Origin of the sequence: Microcystis aeruginosa FD4, from assembly GCF_009792235.1 — a bacterium.
Classification (GTDB): domain Bacteria; phylum Cyanobacteriota; class Cyanobacteriia; order Cyanobacteriales; family Microcystaceae; genus Microcystis; species Microcystis viridis.
On the sequence record NZ_CP046973.1, the window covers coordinates 2,185,463 to 2,202,206 of the forward strand.

The following is a 16,744-nucleotide window of genomic DNA, read 5'->3' on the forward strand; positions in this document are numbered from 1 at the left end:
TTGAAATAGAAAAGAGAGAAGGAAGATATTCTGCTTACAGTCCTGAAATTAAAGGATATATAGCAGAAGGAAATTCTTTCAAGCTCATGAATCATTTTTAGCGGGTCTAACTCTTTACCAAAATCGTCCTGACAAAGAATATAGTCTCATTGATTGTATCTCTATGCAGACGATGCGAGAACTGGAAATTATCGAGATATTGACCCATGATCAACATTTTACTCAGGAAGGTTTTGTCATTTTGCTATAGTGCAATCGCCCTCGATTCTTAAGGTATTTAATCAAGTTATTAATTACTGACCCGATTCGATCGCTCCTTCGGCCTCATGGACAATTGCCCTCAATCGATCTAAAGTTTTCTGGTCTACCTGCGTCCATAATCCCCGTTGTTGAGCCTCTAATAATCTTTCGGCCATATCTCGCAATGCCCAGGGGTTTTTCTCCTGAATAAATTGTTGTACCTTCTCGTCAAATAAATAAGCTGCGGCTACTCCCTGATAAATAAAATCCTCCACTAGGTGAGTAGTGGCAGAGTAGGCAAAAATATAATCTACGGTCGCAGCCATCTCGAAAGCGCCTTTATAGCCGTGTCGCATCACTCCCGCTATCCATTTGGGGTTCACTACTCGCGAACGGTAAACGCGGCGAATTTCTTCCTCTAGACTTCTGATGCGGGGATTTTCTGGACGGGAATGATCACCAAAATAGGTGACGGGATTTTTGCCGGTTAAGGACCGGACACTGGCAGTTAAGCCGCCTTGAAATTGATAGTAGTCATCGGAGTCGAAAATATCGTGTTCTCGATTGTCCTGATTGTGCAGCACTATCTCTAATTCTTCCAGTCTATTTCTCAATACTTCCGGTAAAGAATGGGCAGTTCCTTGACTATCAATTGCATAACAACTCCAGTTAATATAAGCATTAGCTAAGTCTTGATCATTTTGCCAGTTTTGTGACTCGATTAACCCCTGTAAACCGGCCCCATAAGCACCCGGTTTGCAGCCAAAGATTCTGGCAGTAGCTCTCAGTTTCGCCTCTTTTTCTCCTAAGCCCTGACTTAGCCAAAACTCTTTCTCTGTCTTCACTTTCGCCGCTAAAGGATTAATTTTTTCCTCTTCCTCTTGACAAGCTACCGCATTTATGCAAGAATTAAGAAGATGTAGTATGCTGGGGAAACTGTCCCTAAAAAAGCCCGATACCCGAACGGTCACATCAATTCGAGGACGGCCTAAGCTAGACGGGGTAAGGATTTCAAACCCGACCACCCGACGGAAAAAACCATCCCAAAGGGGACGAATTCCCAGCAAAGCCATGACTTCGGCCACATCTTCGCCACTATTTCTCATCGTCGCAGTTCCCCAGATAGAAATCGCCAAAGTGCGGGGATATTCGCCATTTTCTTGGGTATAACGTTCAATTAGTGCCTCTGCGGCCTTTCTTCCCACTTCCCACGCGGTTTCTGTGGGGATTGCGCGGGTATCGACAGAATAGAAATTTCTGCCAGTGGGGAGAACATCGGGACGGCCGCGGGTAGGAGCGCCGGAAGCACCACTGGGGACGTATTGGCCAGCGAGACCTTTTAAGAGATAGGTAAGTTCATCGGGGGTTTGTTTTAAAGCAGGAATTAACTGATTTTCTAGCCAAACCAATTCTTTTGCCGTATTTTCGCCTAGAGGTTCAATTTTCTGGCTAATTAAATCCTGAGCGAGACTTTCCAGATAGGTAGTAGTATCGTTATATTCCGTCAGGGGGTCGCAGTCGAGATGGAGGTCAAGGGCGATCGAACGGGTTAAACCGGGGCGGTCGGGACTAGGAGAACGAGCGATCGATTGGATTAAATCAATTAACTGCTGACCCTGGGGACATTGACCGAAGATATGTAAACCGTCGCGGATTTGTGCTTCCTTGAGTTCACAGAGATAACCATCCACGAGGGTAAGAAATTGACCAAAGGAAGCGCTGGTCGCAACGCGCTCGCTACGCGAGATCGTGCCTAGCTCTCGATCGAGATTAGTTTTCGCCACCAGATCGTTAATCCGCTTGCGAATCAGAGCTAAACGAGAAGGATCAAGAGATTCTGCCTGATAATATTCATCGATGAGGGACTCTAACTTTTCCCAATCCCCATACAATTCCGCTCGCGTCATTGGGGGAGTGAGATGGTCGATGATAACAGCTTGGGAACGTCTTTTAGCGTTGGAACCTTCTCCGGGGTCATTGACAATAAACGGATAAAAATTCGGCAGCGACGAGAAAGCAATTTCGGGATAACAATGGGGAGAAAGAGCGAGACTTTTCCCGGGCAGCCATTCTAAATTGCCGTGTTTACCGAGATTAATCACAGCAGTGACTTGGAATTCCTGTCGTAACCAATGGTAAAAAGCGAGATAGCTGTGGGTAGGTTCCAGGTCGGGGGAATGATAATTAAGAGTCGGGTCAAGGTCATAACCGCGAGAAGGTTGAATACCGATAAAGACATTACCTAACTGGATGCCGGGGATAGGAAAATCCCTGTCTGGATGTCCCCAACGGTCAAGCAGAGCGCTTTGATTATCGGGGGGAAGGGAGGAGAAATAATCTAGATATGCTGCCAGGGAGAGAGATTGATAGATAGGTTTTAATTCCCTTGTCTCCGGGTCATTAGTGATACCGGAAATAAGCAATCGCATTAATTCATCGCTATGGTCGGGGAGGTCGGTGAGAGTATAACCTTGGGTTTGTAATGCGCGAAGAATTTCCAGACCACTAGCGGGAGTATCTAAACCGACTCCGTTAGCGATACGACCATCCTTATTGGGATAGTTGGGGAAAATGAGGGCAATTTTTTTCTGGGAGTTGGGAAGGGAGGAGAGTTGACAATAGTTTGCGGTTAAATCAGCGACAAAATCAACCCGGTGGGGGAGGGGTTGATAGATAACTATTTCCGTTTCTAGTTTCGGATGTCGGGTGAGGACAGATTTAAAGGAAATAGCGCGGGTGATAATTTTGCCATCCATTTCCGGTAAAGCGATATTCATGGCCACATCCCGGGGGGAAAGACCTTGATAACCCTGTTGATAAGCTTCTAAACTACTGCTGCTGAGGATAACTTGGAAGATGGGTTTATTGAGGGACTGCCAGAAGTGATGATTTTGTTTGTCTTCTGGTCGCTGGATAGAGAAGCTAGTGGTATCGAGAATTAGGTCTGGGGGATGGTGGGAAAAGAGGGTTAATAGTTCCTCTTGCACTTCAATTTCCCGGACAGAGGAGAGAAAGATGGGGACAGTTTCAATGTTTCTTTGGGTGAAAGCGCTGATTAAAGCATCGATAGCTTTGGTGTTACCCGCGAGATAATGGGAACGATAGAAAAGTATCCAAGTCCTTGCTTGGGGTTGGGATAGGGTTATCTGGGAATAGATTCCCAACCTAGGGACAACCCCAGGAGGAAAAGGGAGATAGTCGAGATGGAGACAGGTATGCGCGATAAATTTACAAGCATTAATCCAGTTATCTATCCCTGCTTCCGTGAAATAGCACCATAACTGATTAACAGTAGTTAGGGAAGCAGTGGAATGACTCATCAACTCTAAATCCGGTTTATCCTCTCCCGGGAGGACAAATAAACTCGCACCGGTTTCTTCGACAATTTCCTTAACTACTTCCAACCCGTAGGACCAACTCCCCCGTCCCCCCAATAAGCGCAGAATAATCACTCTTGCTTGGGATAGTACCTTGTCCCCATAGTTATCGATACTGTATTGCTGCTGTAACTGCGATAAATTCAGGGCGCGAATTGCGGGAAAATTATCGGGTAGATGGTCGATAGCTGCCGCTAGAGTTTGAATATCGGTATCGGCCATAGTGAGGAGGACAATCGGGGCCGGATTTTGGTCAATAATAATCACCCCTTCGGTATCTGCTGTCCAACCACCCGCTTGGGGAGCAATACGATGCATAAGTTTTGAGAGTCAGGTTAAATAATGATTAGGTTTTGAGAATCAGGGTCTCGATCGAGGGATCATTCCTAGGTAGATAGAGATGATTATATCTGTCTGCGGCAATTTAAAGAACAGGGAATAGGGATTAGGGGATAGGGATTAAGAAAAATCTTCACTAAAACCCCAACCCCAGTCCCCTTAATGATGACTGGGGTTTGGGGAAGTGGGAAAGTGGGGAAGTGGGGGAATTTCAACTAAAACCCTAAAACCCTAAAACCCCAACACCCTAAAACCCCAACACCCCACCACCCTATCTCCTGCCTTCTGATAACTGATAACTGATGACTGATAACTGATGAATGATAAATGAACGCTTCTCCCGCTTATGTTTGCTCTCAAGTGTTGTCATCTACTCACCTCGAACAAATTCGTTCTTGGTGGGGACAGTTGGCAATACAGGTGACAGGGCCGAGGATTAGTCTCAGTGAAAGAGATATTCCCCCACAGACGGGGGAAATCTATCAACTCTTGCTTTCCACTGACCTACAAGCTTTATTGTTAGCCAGTCCCCAAGGGCATAATTTTCAGTACGAAGTCCGCATTAGTTTTGAAACGAACACGATTAAAAATTTTCTGCAAGGACTGGCCGTCAAGTCTCTCCACCACCCGAAAATTCAGCAGGGTTATCAAATTTTAAATTTGCCTCTATCCATTAATGTCAGCAGTTTTCAAAATAAAATTTTAGTCAAAATTCTCTCGATAATTTCTGCTCCGTCTGCTGATGGGGGTTGTCCCCGCATCTTCTCCGTTTGTCAACCAGTAGAAGCTGCCCTATCCCAACAAATCGAACAGGAAAGATTATTAAACCAAGTCATCACCCAAATTCGTCAGAGTCTGGAGTTACCGGTGATTCTGGAAACCGTGGTTAGGGAAGCGCGGGAATTTCTGCAAGTGGACCGATTGTTAATTTATCAATTTTTCCCCGATACCGGTGAGGGAAAGGGAAAAATAACTTCCGAGTCGCGCATTTCCGACCAGATAAATTCCGTGTTAAATTTAACCCCCGAAGACGATTGTTTTTCCTATATTCCCCAATACAAGGAAAAGTATCGTCAAGGATTAATTATGGCCGTGGATGATGTGGATGTTAACTATTCTTCTTCCTTCTGTTTGTCCGAATTTTTGCGACAACACCAAGTGCAATCAAAATTAATCGCCCCGATTGTGGTACAAGAAGAATTGTGGGGTTTATTAATTGCCCATCAATGTCAACAAAAACGCCGATGGTTGCCGCAAGAAAAGAAATTTTTAGGTCAGATTGGGGAACATCTCGCCATCGCTATCTATCAAGCGCAATTATATTCCCAAGTCCAGGAACAAAAAGATATTTTTGAGTGCCGGGTAATAGAAAGAACCCAAGAATTACAAGATACTTTAATGGCCGCAGAAGCAGCTAACCTCTGCAAAAGTGAATTTTTAAATAATATGAGTCATGAGTTATTAACTCCCCTAACTTGTATTATTGGTTTGTCCAGTACCCTGCAAAAATGCTCGGCAGCCAGTAATTTTTTACCTCCCGACAAACAAAAACACTATCTACAAGTGATTCAGGATAACGGCAATAAACTATTAGAATTAATTAATGACTTGCTTAATTTCTCGCAAGTTTCGGCAGGAAAAGCCGTTTTAGATATTAAACAATTTTCGCTAAAATATCTCTGTAATCATGTTTTAGAGATTATCAAAATGGAGGCAAAAAATAAAGAAATTAATCTGATTTTAGAGATGAAAATCGCCGAAAAAGAGCATTATTTTTATGCCGATTATGATCGAGTTCAGCAGATACTTTTATACTTGTTAAAAAATGCCCTGAAATTTACCCCCGAACAGGGTGCTGTCACGCTGAGACTGTGGAAAGAAGGTAGTCAGGTCATTTTTCAGGTAGAAGACACGGGCATCGGCATTCCTGCTCAAAAAATACCGCTTCTGTTTGAAAAATTTACCCAATTGGATGGCTCTCGCAAACGTCGTTATGGTGGTGTGGGATTAGGATTGGCTTTAACTAAACAATTAGTGGAACTCCATCACGGCACGATCGAGGTAGAATCTTGCTTAGATAAAGGTTCCATCTTTACCGTCCGTTTACCTCAACAAAAGCCCCCCAAATCTCAACCCCAACCCTCGGATCATAATCCCCATTTTAATCACCACCATCCCACTGTAGTTTTAATTGAAAGTGACGAAGAAATTGCCAATCTTATTTGTGAGTTATTGATGGTGGCACATTATCAAGTTATTTGGTTAATCGATAGTGTCTCCGCTATCAAAAAAATTGAGATCGTGCAGCCAAGTATTATAATTGTCGATCGGAAAATGCCCGATATATATCATCTCTGTCATCTCTTAAAAAAATCCAGCCAAACTCAAGCCAGTAAAGTGCTAATCTTGAATGATACCCCCGAAATCAGCGTTGATTTCCTCGGTCGTCATGGCATTGACGACTATCTCCTCAAACCGATTCAACCCTCCCTATTGTTGGAAAAAATCCGCTATCTAACCGCTTTATAAGTAGGGTTTGCGGCAAAAAGTTTTTCGGTGGGGGTAGGGTGTGGGGTGTGGGGTGTGGGGTGTCGGGTTTTACCCATTTTCATCTGGTCAATTTTTTATCTTTTCGCCAGAAAATAGGACTTGAAAACTAACTATAAAATAGCTAATTTTCAAGTCCTTAATTGTAGGAATCCTAGGCTAAATTAGGATTCACTCTCGATATAGATAAATAACAAACCCATCACTACGGCTGGCATTAACCAACAGACGATCGGGATTAAAATCCAAGGCAGATAAGAAGCTGCGTAGGCACCAGTCATGTCAAATGCTCCTAGGAAAAAAATAAGGAAATGATAACAGGTAGAAAAAGGGTTAATTATTGATTAAAAACCCCGCGCATGATGCCATCAACGACACCAAGATTTTCTAGGAGGAAATAGGCCACAAAAGCGCCACCCATACCACCAATAAAGAAACCAGCGGCGAATTGACTCCAACCTTCCGCCGATTTCAGAGGATCACCACTAGCGGCCTTACCTTGGAAGGAGACAAGACCATAACTAGCTAAACAACCCGTAGCCAAGAGAACCATGGCCAAAGCGGGGATTAAGCCGCCAAGATTAGCATATTCCGAGTCTCTCAGGGGACCCAGGACAACCCAGGGACCACCGAGGAAATAACCGTGGGCCATACCCACTTCTAGACCGCGCAGAATCGGAGCTAGACCGGGACGATAGGCAGGTAAGTTACCAATAAAAGCTTTGGTAAAACCAGAAGCGGAAATGGGGGTAGCTAGATGACCAATGAACGGATCATCATTGTAGGGTGTCACCACCTGTTTGTATCCAGTTTCAGCCATTGTGTTTGAGTTCTCCTTTTTCCGATCAACAGGAAAATTGATCATAAAACTTTAAGATTACACTTTAGGCCTAAGAATTACTTCAAGCAACCCCATCGATCGAGTTTTCAAGGGTTGACGGCTGAAACTCTCACAATTCGTTACATTTCTCTCGGCAGACAGGTGTTGGGGGTTGGGGTGATGGGGTGATGGGGAGACAAATTCATAATACTTTAGTTCTGGTCTTTCCTTCTCTACTCTAGACGGCTATAACTTGCATTTTTTACTCAAAGACAAGGCCGATTTCATCATCCCCATCCCCGGGTTCAACTTAAGTGGGTGGGTGGAATTAAATATAAGATGAACGTAGGTTGGGCTTCGGCCGTGAGCTTTTGCCGAACGGTTGAAGCATGAAACCCAACGCCCGATTATGTTACGAAGTGCGCTAACCCATCCTACAAATAATTGTCCCTCCCTACTTAAGATGGAAGTTCTTTGGTTAAAGAGTCAAAAAATACCGCACCAAAAAATTTGTCAGTTAGCAGGAATCTCGCCAAATACCTTATTAACTTATCTTCGAGATGATCAAGAAGGCGGAAGAGAAAAATTAAAAGAAATCAACTTCTATCGCCTTAAAAGTGAATTACAGTCTCAAAGAGAAACAATCAAAAAATATTTTGAGAAGAATCCACCAGCCACAATAAATGAAGCGGTGTATAGAAGAGAATAATTGACAGGAATAAAAGGAAGTCCTCCCCAAGTAAGGAAATTCTTAAAATCCCTGGAAATGAAATGTTTAAAAGTAGGTTCTCTTCCTTCTAAAGCTGACCAGGATGAACAAGAAGACTACAAATAAAAAAAGCTAGAACCGAGACTAAATAATGCTAAAGAAGGAAAAAGGGCTGTTTTTTTTGTTGATGCCGCTCCCTTGGTTATGGGAGTTTTTCTCGGTATTGGTGTTTTGAGAGACTTTTCGTTAAGTCCCCGAACGGGCGTAAATGCTTTAATGTTTTAGGAGTATTAAATGGGATAACTCATGAAGTTATTATGGTAACAAATGACACTTATATTACAGCAAGTCTGTGACTTCTTAAAAAAATAGCTGGTTTAGGACTAACTATTCCCATCACTCTAGTGATAATGCCCGCTATCAAAAATGTAAAATTGTTGAGAAATTTGCTCTTTGTCAATAGAGTTACTCTATCTGCCGTCTTATTCGCCTAATCTAAATTTAATTGAAAGGCGGTGTAAATTGGTCAAAAAGAAATGTTTGTCTGGTCAATATTATGAAAACTTTTCTGAGTTTTATTCCGCTATTGATGGATGTCTGAATGATGCCCATCTGAAACATAAAAAAGAACTTGATTCCTTGCTCACTCTACGATTTCAGAAGTTAAATAAATCTCAGATTATCAACGTCTAAAGTATATAAAGACACTTTTTAGACCAATTCTCCAAAGTCTGACTACAAAAGTTTGCTCTCCCAATCATCCCCAACTGTCTAACTTAAAAGCAGTAGAACCTAGAATAGAAAGACTTTTAACTGAAATATTCGCTCAGGACTAAAAACACCCGTGTCTGCGGTTCAAATCTGCGTCTTAGCATTGATAATCCGACAATATTCTGCCAAAATAAGCACCTGACAGGGTGTTTCACCCCCATCCTTCCTGGGGGATTTTCGATGACAATTCCTGAGAGCTACTATATCATGGTAGATCACCTGTGATTCCTCAGACCGGCCAAGATAAAGATGGCAACAGGCAAAAATTAGGAAAAATCAGCGACAATCGAAACGGCAAGAGCAAAAAAAATTCTATTCTAGATTGACCCTTTCAGCAGACCAACTATCTCACCCTTCTAGACAACGACCGTAAGGATAACTTCTATGGCGCAACAAAATAACCTAAAAATCGACAATATTCAGCAAATTGATCCCTATTGGGGTCCCCCATGGCTCGTAGAAGAACGGGACGCTTGCGGAGTCGGTTTTATTGCCGATGTGCGCGGTTCGGGTAGCCATCAACTGATTGAACAGGCACTTTCGGCCCTCGGTTGTTTGGAACACCGGGGAGGCTGCAGCGCCGATCAGGATTCCGGTGACGGTTCTGGTATAATGACCGCTATCCCTAGAGCTATCCTCGCTCCTTGGTTCGCCGAAAATGGCTTAAATATGCCAGAATCTGAGCGTCTAGGGGTGGGTATGGTCTTTCTTCCCCAAGCAACCCAAGAACGAGCCGACGCTAAAGCACATATCGAGGAAATTGTCAATAAATATAATATTAAGATTTTAGGCTGGCGTACCGTTCCCGTCCGTCCTGAAACCCTCGGCCGACAAGCAAGGGAAAATCAACCCTTTGTCGAGCAAATTCTGGTTACTTCCCCCGATTTAGCCGGTTCTCAATTCGATCGCCTACTCTATATTGCCCGTTCTGAAGTCGGGAAGCAACTGGCCGATGATTTCTATTTCTGTTCCTTTTCCTGTCGTACCCTTGTCTATAAAGGCATGGTAAGGGGCGAAATCCTGCGAGAATTCTATCTAGACCTACAAAATCCCGCCTATAGCAGTCAATTCGCTATTTATCACCGACGTTTTAGCACCAATACCCAACCAAAATGGCCCCTCGCTCAACCGATGCGCTTATTGGGTCATAACGGCGAAATTAACACCCTTTTGGGCAATATTAACTGGATGTCGGCCCGGGAACCCGCTTTAGAAACCGAAGGTTGGACCCACGAAGAATTACAATCCCTGACCCCCATTGTTAACCCCGCTAACAGCGACTCCTATAACCTCGATAGCGCCCTAGAATTATTGGTGAGAACTGGTCGCAGTCCCCTAGAAGCAGCTATGATCCTAGTGCCGGAGGCCTACAATAATCAGCCGGATTTACAGGATTATCCCGAAATTATCGACTTTTACGAATACTATAGCGGTTTACAGGAACCCTGGGACGGTCCAGCTTTACTGGTATTTAGTGACGGGGGAATCGTCGGCGCTTGTTTGGATCGTAACGGTTTGCGACCGGCCCGTTATAGCATTACTAACAACGGTTATATCGTCGTTTCCTCGGAAGCGGGAACTATTCCCCTCAATGAAACCACCATTATGGAAAAAGGTCGTCTCGGCCCCGGTCAAATGATCGCAGTTGACCTAGAAAAAGGCGAAATTAAGCGTAATTGGCCGATTAAACAGGAAATTGCCCGAGCTAATCCCTACGGTGAATGGGTGCAATCCCAACGCACCTTGATTGACAAAGAAACAGCGATAGACATTCCCGCTCCCAGCAATCTCCTTCCCCTGCAAACCGCTTTCGGTTATACATCCGAAGATGTGGATATGATTATCGTTCCCATGGCAGAACAGGGAAAAGAACCGACTTTCTGTATGGGTGATGACACTCCCCTAGCAGTCCTCTCCAGTAAACCCCATCTTCTCTACGATTACTTTAAACAACGTTTTGCCCAAGTTACTAACCCTCCCATCGATCCTTTACGGGAAAGTTTAGTCATGTCCCTGACTATGTATCTGGGACGACGGGGTAATATCCTGAAATTGGGGGTTGATGACGCACATTTACTGAAATTAGACTCTCCTCTGCTCAATAATGCGGAATTAGCCAAAGTTAAAACCTCTAGCTACAAAACAGCCGAACTTTCTACCCTTTATGATCTGACCACCGGACCGCAGGGATTAGAAGATGCGATCGCTAATTTGTGTGCTGAGGCCGCCAAGAAAGTAGCATCGGGAGCGGAAATTTTAATTCTCAGTGACAGAATTAATCCTATTGACGAAAAAACTAGCTATATTCCCCCTTTATTGGCCGTTGGTGCTGTCCATCATCACCTGATTCGCTCACACTTGCGTTTAAAAGCTTCGATCGTTATCGATACGGCCCAATGTTGGAGTACCCATCACTTCGCTTGTCTAATTGGTTATGGTGCTTCCGCAGTTTGTCCCTATCTGGCCCTAGAAACGATCGCCCAGTGGTGGATCGAGCCAAAAACCCAGAAATTGATGGAAACCGGCAAATTAGAAGCTATTAGCCTCGAAAAAGCCCTAATTAATTACCGCAAATCCGTAGAAGCAGGATTACTGAAAATCCTCTCGAAAATGGGTATTTCTCTGCTATCTTCCTACCATGGGGCGCAAATTTTCGAGGCGATCGGATTATCAGCAGATTTAGTTAAACTAGCTTTTAACGGTACTACCAGTCGCATCGGTGGTTTAAGCATTGCTGAAGTGGCCCAAGAAGCGATCGCATTCCACAGCAAAGCTTTCCCCAATCTTACGGCCAAAAAACTAGAAAACTACGGTTTTGTCAACTACCGTCCGGGGGGAGAATACCACATGAATTCGCCAGAAATGGCGAAAGCACTCCATAAAGCAGTGGCTGCTCACTCCCAAGGTGAAGGATATGACCATTACGAAACCTATCGTCAAATCTTGCAGCAAAGACCTCTCACCGCTTTACGCGATCTATTAGAATTTAACAGCGATCGCGCCTCAATTGCCATCGAGGAAGTAGAATCGATCGAAAGTATCCTGCAACGCTTCTGCACAGGGGGAATGTCCCTCGGTGCCTTGGGCCGGGAAGCACACGAAACCCTAGCGATCGCCATGAATCGCATCGGAGGTAAGTCCAATTCCGGAGAAGGAGGAGAAGATCCGATCCGCTACACCAGCTTAAGCGATGTGGATGTAGAAGGACATTCCGTGACTATGCCCCATCTAAACGGCTTAAAAAACGGTGATACGGCTAATTCGGCCATTAAACAGATAGCTTCGGGACGTTTTGGAGTCACTCCCGAATACTTAATGAGTGGAAAACAGCTAGAGATTAAAATGGCCCAAGGAGCAAAACCGGGAGAAGGAGGTCAATTACCCGGGAAAAAAGTCAGTCCCTATATTGCCATGTTACGGCGATCGAAACCGGGAGTAACTTTGATTTCTCCCCCTCCTCACCACGATATCTACTCGATCGAAGATTTAGCGCAATTAATCTACGATTTACACCAAATTAACCCCCGGGCCAAAGTTTCCGTCAAATTAGTGGCTGAGATCGGTATCGGCACAATTGCGGCCGGAGTTGCCAAAGCTAACGCTGATATTATCCAGATTTCCGGACACGATGGTGGTACAGGTGCATCACCCCTAAGTTCGATTAAACACGCGGGTAGTCCCTGGGAATTGGGAGTGACGGAAGTGCATCGGATGTTAATGGAAAATCAACTGCGTCATCGGGTGATTTTGCGCGCAGATGGGGGACTGAAAACCGGTTGGGATATCCTCATGGCTGCTCTCATGGGTGCGGAGGAATTCGGTTTTGGTTCCATTTCCATGATTGCCGAGGGCTGCATCATGGCCCGCGTTTGTCACACGAATAATTGCCCTGTGGGAGTCGCTACCCAGCAGGAACGTCTGCGAGCTCGTTTTCCAGGAATTCCCGCTCATGTGGTCAATTTCTTTACTTTGGTGGCTGAGGAAACGCGGCAATTATTGGCGAAATTAGGCTATCACAGTTTAAATGAGGTGATTGGCCGGGCAGATCTGTTAAAAGTGCGCTCCGATGCTCGTTTAACTAAGACAGAATCCCTCAATCTCGATTGTTTGTTGAATTTACCCGATGGCCGAGACCGCTCTTGGTTGCAGCACGAGGAAGTACATAGTAACGGTGCTGTTCTCGATGACGAGATTCTAGCAGATAGCGAGATTAAACAGGCGATCGAGCAACAGGGAACCGTCAGCAAAACCTACAGGATTGTCAATACTGATCGCTCCGTCGGGGCGAGAATTGCGGGGGTAATTGCCCAAAAATACGGTAATGACGGCTTTGAAGGCGAAATTAAGCTCAATTTCCAGGGTGCAGCTGGTCAAAGTTTCGGATCATTTAATTTACCCGGTGTCAATCTCCATTTAGAGGGAGAAGCTAACGATTATGTGGGTAAAGGCATCTACGGTGGCGAAATTGTCATCGTACCGCCCCAAAACGCCAACTATCAGCCAGAAGATAACGCTATTATCGGTAATACCTGTCTCTACGGGGCCACCGGTGGGGTATTATACGCTAATGGTCGCGCTGGTGAACGTTTTGCTGTCCGCAATTCCACCGCGAAAGCAGTTATCGAAGCGGCCGGGGATCACCTCTGTGAATATATGACCGGGGGGGTAATTGTCGTGCTTGGTTCCGTCGGTCGTAACGTCGGCGCCGGGATGACGGGAGGATTAGCTTATATTCTTGATCCGTCCCTACCGGAGAAACTTAACCCCGAAATTGTCAAGATTCAACGGGTTGGCACGGCTGCCGGTGCGGAACAGTTAAAATCTTTAATTGAGGCCCATGTAGAACGCACTAATAGCCCCAAGGGTAAGTTAATTTTAGCTAATTGGGATAGCTATCTCGGTCAATTCTGGCAAGTGGTTCCCCCCTCGGAAGCGGATAGTCCCGAAGCGCAAATTAGCACGGAGAAAACCTTAACTTCGGTGTAATTTCTTTGGGGTGCGTTGCGCTTTGTCAACGCACCCATTGATTAATTTTTTGACTGCGGAGTTGATTAATGGCCATCCCCACCACCTATACTAGCTATACCCAAGCACAAGAACATTTTGTGCCGTATCTCCGATAAAATACCCCTTGACTTTTTGAAAAATCCATGGTAGAATTTACCAGACACTTTAGATATACTTTACGCAAGACCGTAAGAACTCAAAATGCCAAACATTAATAAGATTTTAGGGGATTCCGCCTATAGCTTTAAAAAGTTATTGCCGCAAAATATTATCGATTCTTTAAACCAGAGTTCTTTATATAAAATTTTACGGGAGAAGCGACTTACCAGTCGAAAAAGTTTATCGCAAGCTGCACAGGACTACTGGGTCATTAATGAGGCCTTCGATCACAAAGAGAAGGGTTATTTTGTCGAGATAGGTTCTGCGGATGGGATAAAAATCAATAACACTTATTTGTTAGAAAAATGCTATCAATGGTCGGGCATTTGTATTGAGGCAAACCCGATATATTTTGAACAGCTAAAAATAAATAGAAGTGCTATTTGCTTGAATGTTTGTGTGGATGACCGAGAGAAAGAAATTGATTTTATTTGCAGCGATCTTCATGGAGGAATTATCGATGAAGATACCGATAACAGAAAAAAAAACATTAAAAATGCAGAAGTCAGACTGTTAAGAACGAAAACTTTAGCGAATATTTTAGAGGAACACAAAGCTCCCGAGGTGATCGATTACCTGTCTATAGATGTAGAAGGTGCTGAAACGAGAATTCTCGCAGATTTCCCCTTTGACAAGTATATTTTTAATAGTATGACTATCGAGAGACCGAGTGAATTTCTGCATAACCTGTTAATCCAAAAAGGATATATATGGGTTAAGTTGATTCCTGGATTGGATAGTTTTTACATTCATAAATCTTTTCAAAAAATCTATGGATTAAATCAATGCAGTTATTACAGAACTTTGCGATCTATGTATTAGAGATTCGGCACTCTGTTCGTAACTGGGTAATTATTCTTAACTGGGTGATGTTCCTGCCACTTTTATGAATCCCCTCGTCAATTATTTTCGCAATCTGCAAGAAATCCACTCCTCCCAAGCATCGGTAAAAGAAACCTCCTACTACGGCACTTTCGAAACTCTCCTTAACGAAATCGGTAAAACCCTAAAACCGCGAGTTGGGTTTCATGCTTCAACCCAACCTACGTTCTGCGGAGTTGATTAATGGCCATCCCCACCACCTATACTAGCCATACCCAAGCACAGGAACATTTTATTCAGGTTTTAGAACAAGTAGAACTGGGAAACTCGATCGTTATTGTCCAACGTCAGGGTCATCATGATGTGGCCTTGATTGCTGCTGACGAATTATCCGCTTTATTAGAAGAAGTTTATCTTTTGCGCTCTCCAGCTAATGCTCAACGACTTTTTCAGGCCTTAAATTGGTCAAAAGAAGGATTATCTCAGACAGCTGCCACCACTTCTCTAGAAGAATTACGTCAAGAATTGGAGACCGAGATTGAGCAAGAAAAAGCCACAGAAGTCTGAAACCGAAATTGTGCGAGTTTGTCCTGAATTATCCCTAATCCAGTATCTCCAAATTGATTATATCGGGGCATATTAACATTAATTATCTAGACTACAGTTTTTATCGCTGCATAAGTCGGAACATTTGGTAAAATTAGGATATATTTACTTTGGCTATCTCTGGTGTCATCATTTTGCAATGACAAACGAAAAACTCAGATTTATCGATCTTTTTGCTGGTATTGGAGGATTTAGATTAGCTTTCGAGAGCGTTGGTTATGACTGTGTATATTCTTGTGAAATAGACGATAACTGTCGAAAAGTATATTTCAATAATTTTCAAGAAATTCCCGAACAAGATATTAGGAAAATTGCTATCCATGACCTGCCTGATTTTGAAGTGTTGACAGCAGGATTTCCCTGTCAACCCTTTAGCATTTCTGGAAAACGAGCCAGATTTAGAGATACAAGGGGAACTCTATTTTTTCCCATCTGCGAAATAGTGGAATTAAAGCAAGATACAAGCAATCAATCAATATTTAGCATCTTCTTAACCTCATCTAGAGAATAAGTTTGACTATTTTTTTCTTCTTCTTTTGCTTGTATTAAATCTTCCAAATCCTCTAAGTCTTCTAAGATTTCTTTAATTTTCATAAACTCCTCATAAGTTAAAACAGCAAATTCTTTTTTGCCATTTTTGATTAAGAATTCAGGATGTAATTCAATCATTGTTTTCTCCTTAATTTAATTGTAGATATTTTGTCGATGTTTAACACGATAAATCACTAAACTGATTTCTTCAACCTCAAATAGAATTCGATAGTTACCCACCCTTAACCGATAATTAGGGGTAAAATTCTTTAATTGCTTGACATCTCCTTGTAAATTATCCTTCAATGCTTCAATTTTAGCCATAATCCGAGTCCGATCTTGAAAAGAAAGTTTTTCTAAGTCTTTGATAGCTTTAGGCTTGAATTGAATTTGATATTTCACATTAGACCTCTTGCATAAATCAGAGAAATTGACGATTTCTAATTTTCGATTTTGGATTGAGGTATTTAGGACTTTTGCCAGAAATCTATTAATTGTACCTCAATCAGGTTGAGGTGGGCTATCAAGCCCAAATAAAACATCTTATAGTGATGGGCAAACCTTAGAACAAGCAGTAAGGTAGATGTTGTCAAGTTAGGACATCTAGTTGCACCAGGAGCAAGGAGCAGTCGTCCTAATGTAAATTTTTGTTACAAAAGCTGGCATTTCTGGGTTTGATAAGCTATTAAGCATTTAAATTGCTTGTTGAGATCAGGCAAGGGGGGGAGATTCAGCTAATTGCCTAATTAATTTTTGAGGGTTCAAAAACGGCAAAAATAAGGATTAAATGGCATAAAATATGTAAATAGACTATTT

11 protein-coding genes and 2 pseudogenes are annotated in these 16,744 nt (G+C 43.3%); 8 read left to right on the forward strand and 5 right to left on the reverse strand.

Annotation, left to right across the window (positions count from 1 at the left end):
* Positions 1–94 precede the first annotated feature (94 nt).
* Positions 95–250, forward strand: a pseudogene (locus GQR42_RS28655) (type II toxin-antitoxin system VapC family toxin); the annotation flags it as partial.
* A gap of 43 nt (positions 251–293) precedes the next feature.
* Here the strand turns inward: GQR42_RS28655 and cobN are convergent.
* Positions 294–3,935 carry a cobaltochelatase subunit CobN gene (gene cobN, locus GQR42_RS11135; protein ID WP_158200036.1) on the reverse strand — a complete coding sequence of 1,214 codons (3,642 nt, stop codon included), beginning with the start codon at positions 3,933–3,935 and terminating at the stop codon, positions 294–296.
* Positions 3,936–4,283: 348 nt separating this feature from the next.
* On the opposite strand from cobN, the gene GQR42_RS11140 reads away from it, so the two are divergent.
* On the forward strand, positions 4,284–6,485 hold the full coding sequence (locus GQR42_RS11140) for a hybrid sensor histidine kinase/response regulator (RefSeq protein WP_158200037.1): 2,202 nt from the start codon (positions 4,284–4,286) through the stop codon (positions 6,483–6,485).
* A gap of 182 nt (positions 6,486–6,667) precedes the next feature.
* On the opposite strand, the gene GQR42_RS11145 is transcribed toward GQR42_RS11140, so the two are convergent.
* Together GQR42_RS11145 and GQR42_RS11150 are read right to left on the reverse strand one after the other, a co-directional pair.
* Positions 6,668–6,784, reverse strand: a complete 117-nt coding sequence (locus GQR42_RS11145; RefSeq protein ID WP_002737043.1) for a photosystem I reaction center subunit VIII — start codon at positions 6,782–6,784, stop codon at positions 6,668–6,670.
* 56 nt (positions 6,785–6,840) lie between these two features.
* Positions 6,841–7,323 (reverse strand): photosystem I reaction center protein subunit XI, encoded by a 483-nt coding sequence (locus GQR42_RS11150; RefSeq protein WP_158200038.1) that lies wholly within the window; start codon positions 7,321–7,323, stop codon positions 6,841–6,843.
* A 457-nt stretch (positions 7,324–7,780) separates the two neighbouring features.
* On the opposite strand from GQR42_RS11150, the pseudogene GQR42_RS11155 reads away from it, so the two are divergent.
* From GQR42_RS11155 to GQR42_RS11180, 6 genes and pseudogenes are all read left to right on the forward strand, one after another.
* A pseudogene (locus tag GQR42_RS11155) lies at positions 7,781–8,725 on the forward strand (IS630 family transposase); the annotation flags it as partial.
* A 462-nt stretch (positions 8,726–9,187) separates the two neighbouring features.
* Positions 9,188–13,789 (forward strand): glutamate synthase large subunit, encoded by a 4,602-nt coding sequence (gltB, locus tag GQR42_RS11160; protein WP_158200039.1) that lies wholly within the window; start codon positions 9,188–9,190, stop codon positions 13,787–13,789.
* Between the two features lie 222 nt (positions 13,790–14,011).
* Positions 14,012–14,791 carry an FkbM family methyltransferase gene (locus GQR42_RS11165; protein ID WP_158200040.1) on the forward strand — a complete coding sequence of 260 codons (780 nt, stop codon included), beginning with the start codon at positions 14,012–14,014 and terminating at the stop codon, positions 14,789–14,791.
* Between the two features lie 64 nt (positions 14,792–14,855).
* Complete coding sequence (locus tag GQR42_RS11170; RefSeq protein ID WP_158200041.1) at positions 14,856–15,035, forward strand: hypothetical protein; 180 nt, start codon at positions 14,856–14,858, stop codon at positions 15,033–15,035.
* Positions 15,035–15,358: a type II toxin-antitoxin system Phd/YefM family antitoxin gene (locus GQR42_RS11175; RefSeq protein WP_158200042.1), complete on the forward strand. Its 324-nt coding sequence runs from the start codon at positions 15,035–15,037 to the stop codon at positions 15,356–15,358. The genes GQR42_RS11170 and GQR42_RS11175 overlap by 1 nt, the downstream gene beginning before the upstream one ends.
* 178 nt (positions 15,359–15,536) lie before the next feature.
* A complete protein-coding gene (locus GQR42_RS11180; protein WP_158200043.1) occupies positions 15,537–15,908 on the forward strand; it encodes a DNA cytosine methyltransferase in 372 nt (123 codons plus the stop codon).
* Here the strand turns inward: GQR42_RS11180 and GQR42_RS11185 are convergent.
* Positions 15,866–16,066, reverse strand: a complete 201-nt coding sequence (locus GQR42_RS11185; protein WP_158200044.1) for a type II toxin-antitoxin system Phd/YefM family antitoxin — start codon at positions 16,064–16,066, stop codon at positions 15,866–15,868. The genes GQR42_RS11180 and GQR42_RS11185 overlap by 43 nt on opposite strands.
* A 15-nt stretch (positions 16,067–16,081) precedes the next feature.
* The gene (locus GQR42_RS11190) at positions 16,082–16,330 is read right to left on the reverse strand and encodes a type II toxin-antitoxin system RelE family toxin (protein WP_158200045.1); all 249 of its coding nucleotides are present in this window, start codon (positions 16,328–16,330) and stop codon (positions 16,082–16,084) included.
* Positions 16,331–16,744 lie beyond the last annotated feature (414 nt).